The 18,048-nt window shown below is 41.8% G+C and carries 20 protein-coding genes; 10 read left to right on the forward strand and 10 right to left on the reverse strand.

Translation table 11 applies throughout. The annotated features are described in order from the left end of the window. The first annotated feature begins 33 nt into the window (after positions 1-33). Complete coding sequence (locus C0V70_RS06730; RefSeq protein WP_102243101.1) at positions 34-558, forward strand: 4Fe-4S binding protein; 525 nt, start codon at positions 34-36, stop codon at positions 556-558. A 47-nt stretch (positions 559-605) separates the two neighbouring features. On the opposite strand, the gene C0V70_RS06735 is transcribed toward C0V70_RS06730, so the two are convergent. Genes C0V70_RS06735 through C0V70_RS06750 form a run of 4 tightly spaced genes read right to left on the reverse strand, consistent with a single transcriptional unit; the run spans position 606 to position 3,185 of the window. Beyond that, positions 606-1,172, reverse strand: a complete 567-nt coding sequence (locus C0V70_RS06735) for an RDD family protein (RefSeq protein WP_102245462.1) — start codon at positions 1,170-1,172, stop codon at positions 606-608. A 21-nt stretch (positions 1,173-1,193) separates the two neighbouring features. Next, a complete protein-coding gene (locus C0V70_RS06740) occupies positions 1,194-1,646 on the reverse strand; it encodes a DMT family transporter (protein ID WP_133566755.1) in 453 nt (150 codons plus the stop codon). Between the two features lies 1 nt (position 1,647). Beyond that, positions 1,648-2,853, reverse strand: coding sequence for a class I SAM-dependent rRNA methyltransferase (locus C0V70_RS06745; protein WP_102243103.1), 1,206 nt, complete (start codon positions 2,851-2,853; stop codon positions 1,648-1,650). Continuing rightward, the gene (locus tag C0V70_RS06750; protein WP_102243104.1) at positions 2,853-3,185 is read right to left on the reverse strand and encodes a hypothetical protein; all 333 of its coding nucleotides are present in this window, start codon (positions 3,183-3,185) and stop codon (positions 2,853-2,855) included. Before C0V70_RS06750 ends, C0V70_RS06745 begins: the two co-directional genes overlap by 1 nt. 127 nt (positions 3,186-3,312) lie before the next feature. Between C0V70_RS06750 and C0V70_RS06755 the strand changes: the two genes are divergently transcribed. The 3 genes from C0V70_RS06755 to C0V70_RS06765 all read left to right on the forward strand — a co-directional run bounded on the left by C0V70_RS06755 (position 3,313) and on the right by C0V70_RS06765 (position 7,142). After that, on the forward strand, positions 3,313-4,215 hold the full coding sequence (locus tag C0V70_RS06755) for a hypothetical protein (RefSeq protein ID WP_102243105.1): 903 nt from the start codon (positions 3,313-3,315) through the stop codon (positions 4,213-4,215). A gap of 96 nt (positions 4,216-4,311) precedes the next feature. Further along, on the forward strand, positions 4,312-5,994 hold the full coding sequence (gene ettA, locus C0V70_RS06760; protein ID WP_102243106.1) for an energy-dependent translational throttle protein EttA: 1,683 nt from the start codon (positions 4,312-4,314) through the stop codon (positions 5,992-5,994). Between the two features lie 2 nt (positions 5,995-5,996). Beyond that, the gene (locus C0V70_RS06765; protein ID WP_102243107.1) at positions 5,997-7,142 is read left to right on the forward strand and encodes an aspartate kinase; all 1,146 of its coding nucleotides are present in this window, start codon (positions 5,997-5,999) and stop codon (positions 7,140-7,142) included. Here the strand turns inward: C0V70_RS06765 and C0V70_RS06770 are convergent. Further along, positions 7,132-8,238, reverse strand: coding sequence for a CpaF/VirB11 family protein (locus C0V70_RS06770; protein WP_102243108.1), 1,107 nt, complete (start codon positions 8,236-8,238; stop codon positions 7,132-7,134). The two genes, C0V70_RS06765 and C0V70_RS06770, sit on opposite strands and share 11 nt — an antisense overlap. Continuing rightward, complete coding sequence (locus C0V70_RS06775) at positions 8,231-9,406, reverse strand: secretin GspD/PilQ domain-containing protein (protein WP_102243109.1); 1,176 nt, start codon at positions 9,404-9,406, stop codon at positions 8,231-8,233. Before C0V70_RS06775 ends, C0V70_RS06770 begins: the two co-directional genes overlap by 8 nt. Positions 9,407-9,596: 190 nt before the next feature. Between C0V70_RS06775 and C0V70_RS18980 the strand changes: the two genes are divergently transcribed. Next, positions 9,597-9,764: a hypothetical protein gene (locus tag C0V70_RS18980; RefSeq protein ID WP_158649600.1), complete on the forward strand. Its 168-nt coding sequence runs from the start codon at positions 9,597-9,599 to the stop codon at positions 9,762-9,764. Between the two features lie 52 nt (positions 9,765-9,816). On the opposite strand, the gene C0V70_RS06780 is transcribed toward C0V70_RS18980, so the two are convergent. From C0V70_RS06780 to C0V70_RS06795, 4 genes are all read right to left on the reverse strand, one after another. After that, positions 9,817-10,119 carry a hypothetical protein gene (locus tag C0V70_RS06780; RefSeq protein ID WP_102243110.1) on the reverse strand — a complete coding sequence of 101 codons (303 nt, stop codon included), beginning with the start codon at positions 10,117-10,119 and terminating at the stop codon, positions 9,817-9,819. Beyond that, positions 10,103-10,585 (reverse strand): hypothetical protein, encoded by a 483-nt coding sequence (locus C0V70_RS06785; RefSeq protein WP_102243111.1) that lies wholly within the window; start codon positions 10,583-10,585, stop codon positions 10,103-10,105. Before C0V70_RS06785 ends, C0V70_RS06780 begins: the two co-directional genes overlap by 17 nt. Before the next feature lie 81 nt (positions 10,586-10,666). Then, on the reverse strand, positions 10,667-11,362 hold the full coding sequence (locus C0V70_RS06790) for a hypothetical protein (protein WP_133566756.1): 696 nt from the start codon (positions 11,360-11,362) through the stop codon (positions 10,667-10,669). A gap of 58 nt (positions 11,363-11,420) precedes the next feature. Further along, entirely contained in the window at positions 11,421-11,600 is a 180-nt protein-coding gene (locus tag C0V70_RS06795; RefSeq protein ID WP_102243113.1) for a hypothetical protein, read from the reverse strand. Positions 11,601-11,755: 155 nt separating this feature from the next. Between C0V70_RS06795 and C0V70_RS06800 the strand changes: the two genes are divergently transcribed. The 5 genes from C0V70_RS06800 to C0V70_RS06820 all read left to right on the forward strand — a co-directional run bounded on the left by C0V70_RS06800 (position 11,756) and on the right by C0V70_RS06820 (position 17,981). Further along, entirely contained in the window at positions 11,756-12,397 is a 642-nt protein-coding gene (locus C0V70_RS06800; RefSeq protein WP_102243114.1) for an SPOR domain-containing protein, read from the forward strand. An 8-nt stretch (positions 12,398-12,405) separates the two neighbouring features. Next, positions 12,406-13,482, forward strand: coding sequence for a mannose-1-phosphate guanylyltransferase (locus C0V70_RS06805; protein WP_102243115.1), 1,077 nt, complete (start codon positions 12,406-12,408; stop codon positions 13,480-13,482). A 200-nt stretch (positions 13,483-13,682) separates the two neighbouring features. Continuing rightward, complete coding sequence (locus C0V70_RS06810) at positions 13,683-16,130, forward strand: hypothetical protein (protein ID WP_102243116.1); 2,448 nt, start codon at positions 13,683-13,685, stop codon at positions 16,128-16,130. Between the two features lie 215 nt (positions 16,131-16,345). Next, on the forward strand, positions 16,346-17,032 hold the full coding sequence (locus tag C0V70_RS06815; RefSeq protein ID WP_102243117.1) for a TIGR02147 family protein: 687 nt from the start codon (positions 16,346-16,348) through the stop codon (positions 17,030-17,032). Between the two features lie 4 nt (positions 17,033-17,036). Beyond that, on the forward strand, positions 17,037-17,981 hold the full coding sequence (locus tag C0V70_RS06820; RefSeq protein ID WP_102243118.1) for a hypothetical protein: 945 nt from the start codon (positions 17,037-17,039) through the stop codon (positions 17,979-17,981). Positions 17,982-18,048 lie beyond the last annotated feature (67 nt).

Consider the following 18,048-nt stretch of genomic DNA (forward strand, 5'->3'; position numbering starts at 1 on the left):
TTTTATTTAAAGGATTAATTAATAAGGAAAAATATGGAAACGATTCACCTTAAAAAAGCCGCTGAACCAGAACTGACACTTAGTCAGTGGTTTAAAAACGTTTACTACGCTGTTAAGTCAACGGCCGTAGGGATGGGGATTACTTTTAAATACGTATGGGGAAGAGAAGTTGTTACGATCGAATACCCAGAAGTAAGAGAAGAGCTTCCATCAAACTCACGTTCACGTCTTTTCAACGATGCTGAAAACTGTATTTCTTGTCTTCAGTGTGCGGTTGCTTGTCCAGTAGACTGTATCTACATCGCTGCTGTAAAAAGACCAACAGACGCTCCAAAGATTAAAACAAAAGACGGTACACCAATTCGTTTAGATCTAAAGCAATACACGATCGATACAGCACTTTGTATGTACTGCGGTCTGTGTACAACAGTTTGTCCAACTGAGTGTTTAACTCACACGACTGACTACGAATACGCTTCATACACACTAGCTTCTATGAAGTACGACTACCTGGCTCCGGATATCAGAGCTTGGAGAACGAGAATTGTAAAATCTTAATTGATACGAAAATAAAAAAGCCTCCATTACGGAGGCTTTTTTATTATCTAAATGCGGCTTAAGTATTCTTCTTTTTTCCTATTATATTCTTCTTCCGTCAAAATCCCTTTTTGATAAAGACTATAGAGTTCTTCCAGTGATTGTCCGTCAAACTTCTTTTCAACATGGATATCAGAGTGTTTATCAGTCGCGAAGATGATTTTTGACTGGGCCACAAAGATTTGCCAGAAGTCGTTTTCTGCAAATTTCTCCTTAACAACAATAGTGTCGGCCACGATGTCGTGAAGAGTTTGGCTCTTTTCTGTAAAAAGTGCCATGAAGTAACCCGCACATAAAAGAGCGCTGGAAATGAAGCTCATCAGGTGTCTGATGATTGAGTCTTTAATTGTAAGCTTTCTTCCGTCTGGTTTGATAACCGCGATTCCTAGAAGTGCTTTACCTGGAGTGGCGCGAAGAGGAGAGGTTTCAAAAGCAACGTGGTAGTAAGTTGAGATGATGATCCATAAAACCTGAGGGAAAAACGGAACGATCATCAGAATCATATAAACGATCCAGAGAATAAATCCATCGATACAGACAGCACCAAAGCGTCTCCAAAATCCACTATAAGTCATAACATCTCCTGGGTAGGCCCCTTAATTTTTAGAAAGAGTAATTAAAACAACACTGACAAGAGCACAAAGAATTCCGGCGAATTTCATCATGTTAAGACCTATGTCTTCAACAAAAATATCCCAGACCACGCTCGTGACCATTTGAGCGGCAACCAGAAGAACTGTCACTTTGACAGCTCCCAGTTTCGCGAAGGCCAGAGGGATTCCGGTGACAATGCAAAATCCAAAAAGAGGTGGGAAAATAAACCACCACTTATAAGTTGTTAGAGGAGCTTTGACCTGAAAAAAATCTGGAACAAGTGAAGGCACTGATTTTACCAGAGCGTAGAAAGCAATACAGATTAAGACAGTTACGGCATTTGAAATCAATGTCGCCTGGGCAACACCAATATGAGTGGCCACATGACGGTTGATAGTCCCTTGCAGGATTCCCACACTACCAATGAGAAGTGGCAGAAGCATAATCAGGTTCATTTTATTTCCTTTTAAATTCAATTAAAAATCCTTTTAAGTAATCACCCTCATGAAAGCCTTTTAGGGGAAGACAGTCTTCATTCAGTTTAAAACGCTTGCCAATGACAACCTGGTTTTTAAATTTAGAAGAGTCGACGATGGCCTTAAGTTTTTCTTCAAACTTATTCCAGCTAATAGCGTGAGTGTTGAGGAAAGCAAAAATCTTTCCTTTTTCAGTGTCCAGAAGCTCCAGCATTTGCGGCAGAAGAGTTTCATAAGACTTAATAGCATTAGAAACTTTATTCCCGTCACTTGAAGCACTCGGAGGATCACAAACGATCACTTCGTATTTTGCGCCTTCTGAAATAAGTTTATCCATGGCGCGCTCACTCGGCATACAAAGACTTGTATGGTGTGAACTATTTAAACTCGGATTAAGAGCGATATTTTCATCTAACCACGCGAGGTATTTTGAAGATAGGTCAACAGATGTAACTTTATCAAATCCCATCCCCATGCAGTACACAGAAAAAGCTCCTGTGTAGCTAAAGAGGTTCAGAAGACTTTTTTGTCCCTCCAGATAGGGACGCATATTTTTTCTAATCGCACTCATGTCGGAATAAATCCCGAAGTCATAGTGCTGGTTGATTTTTATTCTATAGTTGAGACCAAACTCAGTCAGTGTAAATTCAGAGCTGTCTTTGCCGTTAATTGAACGGATGGATTTTGCCTGATCAAAATTCCTTTCCTGCACCCAGATTTCCTGCAGGTGAGGAAGGTTTTCTTTTAAGTTCTCCAGCACCAAATCTTCTTTGTCCTTCCAAAAAAGAGCGTAGTACTGAATCATCACTTCATCTTTTAGAAGTTGAATAAGAAGACCGGGAAGCTCGTCACTTTCGCCGTTGATTAAGAAAATATTTTCCCTTTCTTTCATAAGCGCGCGGCGTTTATCAATGGCCGCTTTCATGCGCGATTTTAAAACGTCTTTAAAATCTAGTGTCCATTCAGCTTTGTTTAAGCTCCAAAGCCTGGCCTTTACTGTCTTATGAAGAGGATCGTTGATTAAAAGAGCTACGTCCTGACGGTTTTTTTCATCCACGCCAATCAGGAAAAAAGCCTCTTTTGGGAAGCGTTTTGTATAAGTGTCTTCGGTGATCCAAGGATGACCGAGCTTTAAGTATTTACATGAGGCCGGGTGGAGATTGACCTTCGGAATTGGTTTGTTCATTAGAGGATTTCTTTAACGGGTAGGTCGCTGTCATCAAAAGGCTTTAGCACATGAAGCTCATCAATCGTGTCTTCAAGAAGCATCAGCAATTGGTTAGTGACTTTGAAGGGGTCAGTAAGATCGAGGATATTAAAATCCATTAAACGCATTTTTAGATCATCAGAGATTTGATCGTAAGGATTGATCTCTGTACAGATATCACCCAGGACTTTAATACGCATCTCAAGGTAGTCGATTTTTTCTTGAAGAGGATTGTAATTGGCCAGGTCTGTTTGATTAATACGTCCTAGCTCTGCGATGTTTTTTGGGTCTTTTTCTGTGGTGTTCTTCATAGGTAAACTATTGCAAATATGGATTTTATCGTCAATTCAAAAGAGGGGATTTCGAGAATGAAAAAGATCAGCAGAAATCACCTGAACGGATTCATTAGACTTAGGTAGTTCTGTTAAGGTTATCTCTATGGTGACCTCACTTTTCATTTATATCGGAAGCCTCATCTCACTGCTTTTTTTACCGGAAAAAAGCTGGACATTTCTATGGGAGAGAGCTCGGGCGCTGCGCCAGTTGGCCCTCGTTCAGAAAAAAACACCCTCAGGAGAGAGACTCTTAAAGTTTCTTCCAGAGCTGGAAGCGAAGATGGGAATGGGAATGAAAACGGTGGAAATGGAAATTCCTCGTTACAAATTTTACACAACTTTACTGCACCAACTATTGGAGGCCCATCGCAAATTAGGAGTGAATCTTAAATTTATTTTGCCGGAATTAAGAAGCAATGTGATTAAGGATCTGCAATTTGAAAAGAAGATGAAAGGCCTTATTCTCGGAGGGAATTTACAGTTTGCGGCCATTACTATTACGACTTGGGGATTTATTTGGCTTTCAAGCTCCCTGGCGGATTTGCCACTTTATCCGGGTGATCTCTTTTTTATCTTTTGCCTGCAAGCTGTGGCGATTATTGTTTTTAATTTTGCGGTTAAAAAGGCCCAGGCCCTCATGTTTAATAAATTCTCCCACGTGATGGAAGGGCTTTATTTATTTATCTCCATGGCCGAAGTGGGGCTTTCGGCCGGAAGAGTTTTGGCCGATTCAAAGGTTTTAGACGGGGACTTAATGCGCTACCGTGAGTTTTCATTCTGTGCCGAGAGGGTCAAAGAGCACGTCCAGCGCTGGAGAGAAAATGGGGTGTCTCCCAGACCGGGAGTGACAGAAGTCGTGCGCGAAGTCTGGCACCTACAGGAACTTTGTTTTGAGAAATTCCTAAAAGTGGCCGATTTAATCAAGTTTTCCGTCCTGGCCGTCTTTTTTCTTCCCGCTTATTTCTTTTATCTTTATTCCATCTTTCAGTATTTCGTCCTCCAGTGATGACTTGTAGCAAGGTGAGATGAATCTCCTTCCAAAAAGGGCCTTTTTTAGGTAGAATCATGCCTTCAATCAGTCCCTTTTTTTAGAGGAAAAATCATGTCATACGTGAACGATAAACAAATCATTTATTCAATGAATAAAGTAGGAAAGGTCTACAAGCAAAAGCATGTCCTAAAAGACATCCGCCTTTCATACTACTATGGAGCTAAGATTGGTGTTCTTGGTCTTAACGGTGCCGGTAAATCGACACTGCTTAAAATCATGGCAGGTCTTGATACAGATCACTTAGGTGAAACAACTCTAGCGAAGGGATACACTGTTGGATACCTGGAGCAGGACCCAAAACTTGACCCGGATAAAACTGTAAGAGAAGTGGTTCAAGAGGGAGCTCAGTACGTTGTTGATCTTCTTCGTGAGTTCGATGAAGTCAACGCGAAGTTTGGCGAAGAGATGTCTGATGCTGAAATGGATAAGCTATATGCAAAACAAGCTGACCTTCAGGATAAACTTGATGCAGCCAACGCATGGGACTTAGATTCTCGTTTAGATCTAGCGATGGACTCACTAAACTGTCCTCCTGCTGATCAAAAGTGTGGAGTTTTATCAGGAGGGGAGAAAAGACGTGTAGCTCTTTGTAAACTCCTGCTTCAAGAACCAGATATTTTACTTCTGGATGAGCCCACTAACCATCTTGATGCTGAAACAGTATGGTGGTTAGAGCGTCACCTTCAGAACTACAAAGGAACAATTATTGCCGTAACCCACGACCGTTACTTCTTGGATAACGTTGCGGGATGGATTCTTGAACTTGACCGCGGTCAAGGGATTCCATACGAAGGAAATTACTCTGGATGGCTTGAGCAAAAAGCAAAACGCCTTGCTCAGGAAGAAAAGTCTGAATCAAAAAGACAAAAATCACTTAAAGAAGAGTTGGAGTGGATTCGTGCTGCTCCTAAAGCTCGTCAGGCAAAATCTAAAGCGCGTATTGCTGAATACGAAAAACGTCAGCAAGTGCAGTCTGAAGCAAGAAACGAAACCAATGAACTCTTCATTCCACCTGGACCTCGTCTTGGTCAGAAAGTTGTTCAGTTTAATGACGTGGCAAAAGCTTACGGGGATCGCCTTCTTTATGAACACCTGAACTTCGAACTTCCTCCAGGGGGAATCGTTGGTGTTATCGGGCCTAACGGTGCCGGTAAGACAACTCTTTTTAGAATGATCACTGGAAAAGAGCAGCCAACGAAAGGGACAATCTCTATTGGTGACTCTGTTAAGCTAGCATACGTTGACCAGGACAGGACTCTTGACCCGGAAATGACTGTTATGCAGGCCATCTCTGGCGGTCTTGACCTATTAAAACTTGGTGGACGCGAAGTAAACGCACGCGCTTATATTTCACGTTTTAACTTCTCTGGTGAAGACCAAGGAAAACGCATTAAAGAACTTTCTGGTGGTGAGAAAAACCGCGTTCACTTAGCAGCGATGCTTAAGGAAGAAGGAAACGTTCTGCTTCTGGATGAGCCTACCAACGACCTTGACGTAAACACACTTAGAGCGCTTGAAGAGGCCCTAATGGAATACGCAGGTTGTGCCGTGGTTATTTCCCATGATCGTTTCTTCTTGGATAGAATTGCCACTCACATGATCGCTTTTGAAGGAGATCAAGTTGTGTTCTTCGACGGAAACTTCTCTGATTACGAAGAAGATAAGAAAAAACGTCTTGGTGATAAAGCTCTTATTCCAAGTAAAACTTCATACAAAAAATTAACCAGAGATTAGTCATGAACAAGTGGATTGTCGCAAAATTCGGTGGTAGCAGTGTAAAAGACGCGGAAGCTATGCTTCGTTGTTCAAACGTTGTGGAAAACAACAATGACATTAGAGTCGTTGTGATTTCTGCCACTCAAAATACGACAAACCAATTGGAGTTCATTGCCCGTGCAGGACAAAGAGGGGATGAAGACACTCTTCATTCACTAATTAATGAACTGATTCAAAGACACTCAAAAATCGCTCACGATCTTTTCTCAAGCGAAGCTGTGAGAAAAGAGCTCGATTTCCTTTTTGATGAAATCAAGTTTGTGGGCGCTGAAATTTTAAAAGAAAGACATTACACTCCCAAGATTATGGACCAGCTCTATAGTCTTGGTGAGCGTATTTCTTCTCTTCTGGTTTCAGACTTAATCCGCCTGCGCGTGCCGGATAGAAAAGTTCTTTTCCTTGATGCCAGAAATGTCATCAAGACCAGCTCTGATTTCCAGAAAGCTGAACCACAGATTGATGTTATCGCCGAGAAGGCCCGTGAATTAGTGATCCCACATTTAAATGCTGGAGGGATTGTTGTCACTCAAGGCTTTATTGGAAAAGATCTTCTGGGGAATACGACAACTCTAGGAAGAGAAGGTTCAGATTATTCGGCCGCCCTTTTTGGAGAAGCTATTGACGCTTCTTTAGTTCAGATCTGGACGGACGTTGCAGGAATTGCAAGCTCTGACCCGCGTCTGGTTAAAGACGCTAAATTCATACCGACACTTTCTTATGACGAGGCCACAGCTCTTGCAAGCTTAGGAGCTAAAGTTCTTTTCCCTACAACTCTTCTTCCAACAAAGAGAAAAGATATCCCGGTTTTCGTCGGATCAAGTATCGACCCAAGCTTAGGTGGAACGACGATCACTAAAAACCAGGACCAGAAGTTTAAACTTAAAGCAGTGAGCACTCTTCAGAAAAAAGAATACGCCATTGTTTCATTTGTTGGATGCCACTTAGACCAGGCCCAAGACCTGGTGGAGAATCTTAAAAACTCATTCAACGATATCAATGTCGAGTTCTACGACCTGACATCGGTTTCAGTGAGCTTTAAGATTGCGAGTGCGGACATCACGAATGCCCTTCTTCGCGCTCACGAAATCTTAGTCGCTAAATACTAGGGGCCTCATAAAGCCTTTCATAAAAAGGTGTTTCTGATTCTGAGCCAATAACCCGGCAGATTTCAGTGATGCGTTTGTGTTCCAGATGGATCACGTAATCGACGTTTTTACAGACGAGTTTCGTGACCAGTGCAAATGAAATATCTTTTGATTCTGAAAAAAGTGAAAAAAGCAGAGAGATCCTGGATAGTGCATCTACTGCCGAACTGGCATGAATCGTACTCATCAGCCCTTTATGGCCAGTGTTCATCGCCAGCAGAAAAGGCACCACTTCCGTCGATCTCATTTCCCCTACAATTAAGCGCTCTGGACTCATCCTGAGTGAATAAGCACAATAGTCTTTGAGGGACTTATTACTTTGTTCTTTATTGGCCAGAAAGGATGTCTGGTTGGGATGCTGATTGAGGATTTCATACGTGTCTTCCAGCACGATGATATGCTCTTCGCGCGGGATATGGGCAATTAATGAGCGCAGGAGTGTGGTTTTTCCTGATCCTGTTCCTCCTGAAATAAGTACATTCTTTTTTTCTTTCACAATCATCTTGAGAAGCTCACTTGCTTCTTGCTCTAAATGGAAAAGATCAAGAGAGGGAGTGGAAGAGGGAATCGCTCGCAAAAAGACTTTCGACTTGCTGTTGGCCGAAGTAGAGTAGTGAATCAGTGTGGCCCTCAAAGAAAGGTTTTTCACTTTGATATTAAAGCTGGCAAAAGGCTCTTTAAAGTTCCAGCTGATTTGTGATTTTAAACTCAACACCTCCAGACTCAGTTGAAAATCTTCCTCAGAAAGATGATCCATTTCAAAAGAGTCTTTCTTGTGAAGACCGATGACCTGAACATGATGAGGGGAGTGAAAAATGATTTCAGTAAAAGGGTGCTCGGTGAAATTTTCAAAATAACTTTGATGATGAACCAACTCAAACCAAGATTTCAAAAAATATATTTCTTCAGGCTTCGCTTCTTTGATATTGAGGTCAATGAGTGTGTCTTTTAAGACGTCTGGAAAATCAAAGCCGACTCCTTTGGTAATGAGCCTGCGGTAATGGTTTTTAAAAAGAATCAAAATATCGTTTTGGTATTCGGCCAGGAGTCTATTCATTGTTTTTTACCTCGAGAATTCCAGTGATCATTTTGTAATTGTTTTGTGAGCTTCTTGATTTAAAAAGCTCTCCTAAAATAGGGATGCGGTTTAAAAAAGGCATCTGATCAACACCTTTGGCGTCTGTTTTTAAAACCACCTGAAAAAGTTGTGTGGCCTCACCTAATGGTACGACCACTGATGAGCGCTCTTTGTTGCCGGAGATGGAGTTGTTGTTTTCTCCGGAGGGTTTAGTGAGTTCAGTTTCGTAGTTGATCTTGATTTTATCTCCTAAGTTCTCCAGTGTGACTTTGACTTTTAAACCGGCAAACTGCCAGCTGGTATTGCTCACTCCTTCTTTACTAGTGGTTACGTAAGGAATGTCGGCCCCGATTTGAAATTCAGCAGGAGACTGCGGACGGATAAGCCCGGAAGGTTCGGCCAGAGTGTTCATCACTACTTTTTTCTGACTAAGGAGAACGGCATTTTTTTCGACGATCTTATTGAGAGGAACTTTTAAGAGTTCTCCTAGAGTTGTACTCAATTGCTCAAGCCCCAGGCGCAGCTCCTCTCCGTCAAGTTGCTCGAGTTGGATGAGTTTGAGTTTAAAAGAGTAGTTGTTTCCTAATTTTTGATTGTTGATTTCAACCAGTGTGACTTTGTATTTTTCGCTCAGGTGTTTTTTTAGACCCTCACTGATCACTTCATTAGAGGGGATAAGACAGGTGATGTCCGAATACAGAACTTTGCAGGAGACGGAGTCTTTGTAATCGTTAAAAAAGAGCTGGTAAATATCCGCCAGGGCCTCTTTTTTAAGTTCGCGTGAAAGACTGGCCTCATCCAGGATCATGTCGTTGTATTGGGCCTGAATCTTTTTATACTGCAAATACTGCTTGAGACTTCCTAGTTCTCCGCTTACTTTAAGGTGAGGGATTTGGACCTGAGTTTCAAGGCCTAAGCTATGCAGGAGTTGTGCAAGGTGTAAAAACTTAGCTTCCTGGGCCTTGGAGATAACAAAAACTTGATGCTCTTTTGGAAGAGATGATCCCTTTTCCCAGACGAGCACTTCACTGGTTCCGAGTTTTGCACCGCGAATAATCAAGGTCTTGTCCTTCTCATTGAAGCGATAACTCAGGACCTCCTTGTTGCCGATATTGAATTTCTCCAATGAAGGAAGGGCAAGAGTCATGGATTGCCCCTTAGAGAGGACAAAATCCTCTGCGTATGAGGCTTGAATCAGGGAGAGAAAGAGAAAGATTCCTTTGACACATGGTCTGAAACTGGGTAAAAAAGAGGGCTTAAAGTTTAGGTTTTTAAAACAAAGTAAATTATTAGTGTTGATGCCGTTTTTACTTGAGCGGTTATAGAGGAGTTGTCCGATGGTTTCAAGAACATGTGTAACTGAAAATAGAAGAGCAAGAAAAGCAAAGAACGCTGGATCAAAAAGAAAAGCTGCTAACAGAAATAAAGGAACGACACCAAAGTTCGCTATCCACTTAACTGCTGAAACTGCTCCAAAAGCAAAAACTGCTGCTAAAACTAAATAGTTTTGGATATAAAGGCCGGGGCTTTCGTCTCGGCCACAGTTTTTCTTCTTCATTAGTTTTCCTCCATTTCTAAAAATACCCTTAGCGTCTTTTCCACTACAAATTTATTCATTTTCACAATATCGACTTCCGCATCTTCTTTTAAACACAAATGCATAATCGCGTCCGAGTCTTTGGAGCATTCATTGGCGATATTCCGGATGGTGATAAGTTTTCTGGGGATGTTGAATTTTTCTTGCAGCACTCTAAGCACCATCAGAGCTTCTTCTTTACTCGCTTTGTTTTCCACCAGGATCACTTCGCGGGCATAAAGAGTTGAAGAGAGCAGTAAACATAAACTACAAATGAACTTCATAACGAGACCCTCTAAAAGCTGGCCTGGACTTTTTTGTCTCAGGGATTTCAATATAAGGAATGCCTACCATTTCCTGATTTAAGTGCTCACTGACTTTGTGAACATCAGTGTTGGCGATTTCTATCTTGAAGTAGGTGATATCCTGATCTTTGCGGATCTGCTCATGCAAAAAGGCCTTGCGGGAGATGAGTTGATTGTCTTTGGTGTAGAGAGTGACGGCCGTCTCTGGAGACTCCAGCGCTTCTTCACTAAGCATGGCAGAAAGCGGAAGCACCATCACCTGATAGTTGAGGTGAAGAGTCCTGCTACTTTTTTTTATTTGGGCCTCTTCTTTTGTCTGCAAACATAAAAGCGCGACCATGATGTTGGTTAAGACGATGGTAAGAAGAAGTTTAAATTTCTCCTTGTGCTTTTCCTCTTTGGTTTTTTTGATTTCCTGCTCGAGCGTTGAGCTTATCCCATTCATGCTGAAATTCCTCCTGCACCAGTTGGTGCTCTTTCATATAGATCTTATGAATAGACAAAAGGCCGGTGATGATCAAAAGAATTAGAGAAACCCAGATAAGCATTTCAATTTCGAAAATCCCTTTATTGCATATTCGAAAGTTTTTATTTTGAGATTGGGATTTAACGGGCCTTCTGCTTCGAATTCGGTGAGTAGACAGAAAGCTTTTTCCTCTCTGATGCCTTGAGGTTTTTTGTAAACGACAGTTTTCCATTTCGGACTCCTTAGTATGGTCGTGGCATCGGGGTTTGTTTGTAAGAAGAAGGCCTGGATCGTTTTAAAGGGAAAATTTTTTAAGTAGGACAAAGGACCGTTGATTCCTTTGCAGTATTTATTCTTTAGTAAGTTTTTCAAATAGAGGAAATGATTTACATCCCGGGCCACTTTGATGGCCTTAAAAGCGGCCTTTGCCTTAGGGGTGATTAAACCCGCTATGTAGAGACTTCTCAGGGCCCAGTTGAATTTTGCCATGCTGTCGATATAGCTTTGGGTTTCGACATTGAGAGACTGAAAACAGAGGTAGGTGTCTTTGCGGTAGTGCGCTTCTTTGAGTTCAACTTTCATTTTAAGGGCCAGGTACATAAAGAGAAAAGAGAAGATGAGCGTTAATGAAGCACCCATTAAAGTGATGCTCCCTCTCTGGTCATTTTGTTTTTCATGAAAAGAGCGGGTCTTCTGGATAAATCTTTGCTGTACTTCCTCCAGTTTTTTGTCGGCAGTAAAAAGCACGTCGGTCATAAAAATGCCCGACGTAATAAGAACACTAAAGGAGATAATGTAGACCAGAATCATAGGACTACTTGTTCTTGATGTTTTCGACGATGGATTTTTTCATGTCCTCCACGCGCTCTTTAATAACGCCTCCGAATCCTTTAACTGCGGTGATGCAGACAATTCCCACCAGGCTGGAAATGATGACGTACTCCATGACTCCCTGGCCTTTTTGGTTTTTTGTGAGTTTTTTAATTGTTTTCATGGTTCCTCCTGTTTTCGTAGGGGCAGATTTGCAACGAAGAGGCCCACAAGAAGTGTTGAAAGTGGGTTGAGTAGAGCTAGGGAAGTGGTCCAAACAATGGACTGCGGTAAAAAAAGTCCATTGCAACCTCCCGGGATCGCGTTTAAAATTGAGCCATGGATTCAAAAACAAAATTGTATGTCTTTGCTAAAAAGGAAGTTGCTTTAATTTTCATTTTCATGATTCTGATTGCTGTTACCTCATTTGTATTAGGGGTAAAGATCGGAAAGAACTATTCATTGGAAATGGCGGGCATTACTAAGGAAGACCAAAAGAAAGTGGTTGAGCTTCTTTCAAACAAAGAAGAAGAGCTCTCTCGTATTAAAGCGAACCCAGAAGCTAACACAGTTGAAAGTTCAGATATCGAAAATAAACTTCAAGAAAAAATCAGTGAAGAGTTTGGCGGTGGTGCTGCCCAGTCAGCAGGTCATGGCAACATGAGTGTTGAACATGGTGGAGCAGCAGCTCACGGAGAAACAAAAGCAACTCCGGCAGCGGGAACTAAAGATACATTAAGTGGAAAATACACAATCCAGCTGGGAAGCCACAGGACTTTAAAAGAGGCCGAAGCTTTCGCAGAAGGTTTTAGAGCAAGAGGCTACAACCCAATCATCAACCAGATCGATATCAAGGGCAAAGGAACGTGGTACCGAGTAAGTCTTGAAGCTTTCAACACGCCTGAAGAGGCAAAAGCTTACGTTGCAAAAGAAAAATCTCTTTTCATGGGACAGGACTATACCATCATCAAGATGCCGTAAGGGTCCTTATGAAAAAATCTTATAATCTCTATTCTCTTATCATGGCCGGTGGTAAAGGCACGCGCTTTTGGCCGGAGTCTGTAGAGAAAAAACCAAAACAATATTTGAATTTAATCAGCAGTCGCAGTCTTTTAGAAGAGACACTGATGCGCTTTGATCGTTTTGTTCCAAAGGAAAAGCGTTTTGTCGTTACAACTCAGGAACAGGAAAAACTTTGCAAAGCCTCTAGCAAAGGAAAGATCAATAAGAATGGAATCATTTTTGAACCTACGGGAAGAAATACTGGTCCTTGTATCCTGATGTCTTTGGCGACTCTTTTGTATAAAGGAATAGACCAAAATGACGTTGTGGCCATCGTTCCTAGTGATCACGTAATCCTGAACAAAAAAGGCTTTCACTCGACGGTGAAAAAAGCAGCGGACTTTGCCCACAAAAACCAGCAGATCGTAACCATCGGAATCACACCTCATTTCCCGCATACGGGGTTTGGTTATATTCAAAAAGGAAAGCTGCTTAATGAGGAAGCTTTTAAAGTGTCTCGCTTTAAAGAAAAGCCTCACTATGAGTTAGCGACTGAGTATGTAAAGAGCGGGCAGTATCTGTGGAATGCAGGGATGTTCGTTGCACCTGTGCGCGTTTTTTTGGAAGAGTTTGCAGAGCATGCTCCGGAAATGTACAAGCATTTCGATGCGCTGATGAAGGCGACTAAAAATCCAACACAGATGAAGAAAGTTTATCAAAAGCTTCCAAGCGATTCGATCGATTATGCCATTATGGAAAAATCAAACCGCATTGCAGTTATGCCAGCGACGTTTGACTGGAATGACCTGGGGTCTTGGGATGCTCTTTCTTCAGTGATCGATGAAACTCATGGAAACACAGTTGTGAAATCTGATGGAGAGTTCTTCTTAAATTCTACTGACAACGTGATCTTTGCTCCTGATAAGTTTGTTGCCTTAATCAACATGGAAAAACATATTGTCGTTGTGAATGATAAAGTCACCCTGGTGGCCCCGGTGAAGGATGCACAAGAGATTAAAAAAATTGTGGAGTACTTGAAAAAAGAAAGGCCTGATTTAATCTAATGACCCCTTTTCTTGGCAATCTCTTTTTGGCCTAAGACCTTCATTATTCCAGGAGAGTGGTTGAAATCATAGGCCTCGGGTCACACAGGACAGTTAATTGGCTGATTTTCCTGCTGCTTGTCCACAAAAATTCCGAATATCTAATAAAATACTATTTATAAAGACGCATTCGTTTTCCACCTAGTGATGGGGATATTTATATGAAGATTTTAAACACTCTATGCATGGTCACACTTCTGGCGTCCAATGCTTTTGCTGAGCCAACACCGACAGGGGGCAAGCCGACATTCACCAATAATGAAGGGAAAGCATTTACTCTTTATTATATGGATGGAACTCCAGTTCCTGCAGGTACGAGAATGTTTATTACCGGTATTGGAGTGAATCTTTTAGTTAACGATAAAGGAGAGACAATAGGGACTGCTTTTAATACTCCAGAAGAAGCACAGAAGGCCAGAGAGGCGAAGCCTGATTGCAGTGGAGCGGTCTTTGGTCCAGGCCCCGGTGGAATCCCAGCGGGATGCCCAGGGAGTTCTAATACTTCTTCAAGTGGCAACATCACAGAAGTGAATGAAGAAGATTACAATAAAAAAGTTTACGAACTTGCTGTTGTGTTATCAGGGGCAAGTGAAATTGGAGCGAAATCTTGTAAGGGAGCAGGAGATGAAATGCCTGGCTCACTTTCTAACTGGTGGGGAGCTGTCAAGAGTTATGCCAGTGGAGAGATCGCTCGTGATAAATTGCTTAACGAGCGCATTGCGAGTTTAGAGCAGAAAATGGGAGAGCTGACAAAAGGTGATGGCTCTACATTGCAAGTTGATTCAATTCAATTACAAATTGATACAGTCTCGGCAAGTATTGAAAGTGTTAATGGTGAAAATGGACGCATTCCACTTCGTGAAAAATTAATTCTTGCTGCTTTAAAATCAACAGAGGCAAACAGTAAAGAAAATACAACGACGATGGAAGCGTATTTCAATCTTCGCGATAAAGCATTTGCTTCATCACTAGAGGTGGCGAAAGCTGCCTGTGAAAGAAAAAAGAAAATTGAAAAATGTGAAACAGATGAAGAAGGAAATAAATCGTGTAAAGTGGTCGAAGAAAAAGACCCGGTTCCAGGTTGTGAAGTGGTTCAGGAACAGATCCCTGTGATGAAAGCAGGATCTCTTCAATCGTATGGAGAGGTTTATCTTTCAAAGATGCAGAGTGAGGCCCTAAACGATAGAATGCAAATGTTTGCGGACTATTTAAAAGACACAATGGCGGCCCTGCCAAGATCGAATGATGCAAACTATGACTGGTCATCTCCAATGGAGACTGCGTTTACAGCGATGGAAAAAGCACGCAAAAAATCAGGTGCTAAATGTCCAGATGGAGAAACAGCACTGGCCGAAGTTGAGAAAAATGAAAAAAGTGAAACAAAAACTGAATTAAGTGCAAATGCTAAAAAAATTGTTGGGGGCGCAGGTGCCTTCATGGAGAAGCTGGGCATCGGTGGGAACAAAGATGCGATGAAAGGGTATATGGAGGCCTGGAAAGCTGCTGATGCTGTTATCGGTCAGGCGGCCAACAGACCAGAGTACTTTGATTATGTGACTGAAAAAACCAATGCAATTTTGGAAGCAGATAGAGTGAAGCTGCAAAATCTTCTGGCCGCAAAATCAAAACTCGAAACATACCTGGCAAAACTTAAAAACACTCTTGCTAACGGAACTTCAGGGTCTGGGGCTAAGTCGAGTACGGTTTCGAACGCAAAACAAAATGAAGCTCCGGCAAAACTCGCACTTGCCACGCAGAGTTTGCAGCAAGTAAGTGCTGCAAATGCGGGAGCTGTTAATCAAGGTGGAGCGCTGATTAATGCAAACGCCGCGGCTGTGGCGGTAGGCGATCAAAAGTCGTTATCACTTTCTGCTGTTGCTGAAACATCTTCATCTGGAATCGGGCTCTCATCATCTTCAGGTAGTTCATTTAGTTCAGCCAAAATTTCTACAGGAGAAGGGCTGAGTTTAAGTGGAGCTTCAATGGCGATAGCTAAAAAGTCTCTTGCCAATATTTCTCAGAATCAAAAAAAGATTGCAGAGAAATCAAATTCAATTCTTCCGACTTCGACTCCTAATCCAACAACAGGAAGCAAAGAAAAAACAAAGATTGCTAATCCTGCAACTTCTTCGAACTTGCCAGTTAGTGTGGTGAACAATTCATTCGGCGAAACGATGAAAGGTTCATTTGAAAAGTTTAATAGCACTGAAGGAGCATCGGAGGCCTACAAGTCGGCTTCTCTAGGCGGAAGTCGCTATGAGAGTTCAGGTGGGTCATATGGGTATTATGTAGGAGGCTCATCATCAGGTAGTTCATCAGGAAGTAAAACAGTGACTGAGAAAATGTTAGGGCATTCAGCTCCTCCAAAGTTCTCCGACAAAACTGCTCCGGCAAAAGCGTCTGAGACGTCAAAAGTGCCAGGAAGTGAAGCTGCTTATCAATATAAAGAAGCATCCAATGACTCGAGAATCCTGTCGCAAAGTATTTCAGCAAAGAAGTTCAGAAAGAAAGACGAGTACGATGCTAAAGACTCAGACTCACTTTTTGAGCGCGTGACAAAGGCCTATATTAGAAACTATGAAAAGGTTGAAGAAGAGCGCGAGCGTTAATAAAAAATCATAAAATCAGTTCACGATAGCTTTCCCAGTCTTTATGCTATTAGTGTCCCGAAACATCTTCGGGTCACTAATAGAGTTTAGTGGCCTATTAATTTAATGAAAATTCCGTTAAATTTGGGATCATTTTAATAAAGGCTTTTATTGACTGAGGAATAGCTATTTCAAAGCGAGTTTCATCCACAGACATTCTCAATAAAGAGTACCAGATGAGAAAGCAGAAAAACCCTGCTTATTCACTACGTGCTTTTGCCCGCGACCTGGGAATCAGTCGCACGGCCATTAGTGATGTGGTCCGTGGCACCCGCAGACTATCAGTGCAAAACATTGAGAATATCGCCCGGGTTCTGCAGTTGGATACAGAGACAGTAGAGTTATTAAAAGAGGATCTTCAGCAAGTTTTAGAGCCGGCGAGACTCACTCTGGAGAGTGAAGAATTGGACTTTATTGAAGACTGGCACTACCTGGGAATTTTGAGTCTCGCAAAGCTTTCACTGGCCGAATACTCTGCAGAATGGGTTGCAAAAAAATTAGGACTACAAGTCGAAGTGGCCCAAAGCGCCCTGAACTTTCTTTCAGCAAAAGGTTATATTGAAAATATGGGCGGCAAATTGGTGAGAAAGGCCACCCCTCTGACGACGACAGTGGACATTCCTTCTTCTTCAATTGTCGAAAGTCATCGGCAGAGTCTACAGAAGGCGATTGAAGCTTTGGAAGAAGTAGATGTGACAAAAAGAGATTTCACAGCTGTGACTTATGCCATTGATCCTGAGCAATTGCCGGAAGTCAAAGAACATATTCTCAAGTTCCACCGCAGACTCGGCAAATTACTAAGCACTCAATCAGCTTCTGAAGTTTACCGACTTAATATTCAATTTTTCCCTTTAACCAGGTAAGTTTATGAAAAAGTTATTTTTTATTTTTTTTCTCCTGATTGCGAATCAAGTTTTTGCCAAAGGTGGAGATGAAGTGAGAAATGGCGGTGGGCTTGCGGAAAACTACCTGACGTTTGCACTCAAAAACCTAGGACAGTCAATCGATCTTTGCCTGGCCCAAAGCACATGTGCAAAAAAAGAAGGGGAACGAGAGCTACTGCTGAAAATTAAGAATTCTCTTCCTGAAGAAATCAGTAAAAAAGTTTTAAACTTTGCCTCTGAAGCCCAAAAACCTGGCTTCTTTGTCATTAACGGATATATACGTCTGGCCGTTACTGGTGATTATGTTGGAAGCCCGATTTATTACAACCTCGATCTCCTTTATAGAAAAGGAGAAGTTTTTATGAATTATGGTCAGGCGATCCAGAGTTTAATTCATGAACTAGGCCATCACCATGGAAGTGTTGATCATGATCAACTGGAAATTCTTGGTGCTGAAGTGCGCGGAGTGAATGAAGGAAATGTGAGCGATGTCTCTTTTCTTCCTTATTTGAATGGAACTGGTTTTTCCGGGGTGGCAACAGAGGCGAAGTCCTATAAAACAAATGGGCTCCTGGCCTTGGTGTTTCAGGAAGAAATGATTGATGTGACTCCACATTTTATTTACCTACGCTCTGATTGTGACCCGGATTTAACCGGGATGAGACCAGTGGAGAGTTCGGCCATTCAATTTTTTAATTTGCACTGGATTCATAACAAAGAAAATTTTATGAATGGAGAAAAAGTACTGGATGGAAACGTTGTGCTTTATTGCTCTCATGGAATGACCCGCGAGTATAAAAAATTTTATAGTTTTAAAATTGGAGTCAAAGCAAGATTTGGAAATTATTTTCTTTATCAAGGGCTTCGTTTTGTAGAAACACCTAAACTTCTTTATCGATTGAAAACATCTTCTCCCATGCCTCAGTAGTGACTGTTGAATGCTGACCCGATTCTTTATGGGGTCAGTTATTCAGCTATTGCACTTAAAAACAGTT

Origin of the sequence: Bacteriovorax stolpii, from assembly GCF_002872415.1 — a bacterium.
In the GTDB taxonomy this organism is placed as follows: domain Bacteria; phylum Bdellovibrionota; class Bacteriovoracia; order Bacteriovoracales; family Bacteriovoracaceae; genus Bacteriovorax; species Bacteriovorax stolpii.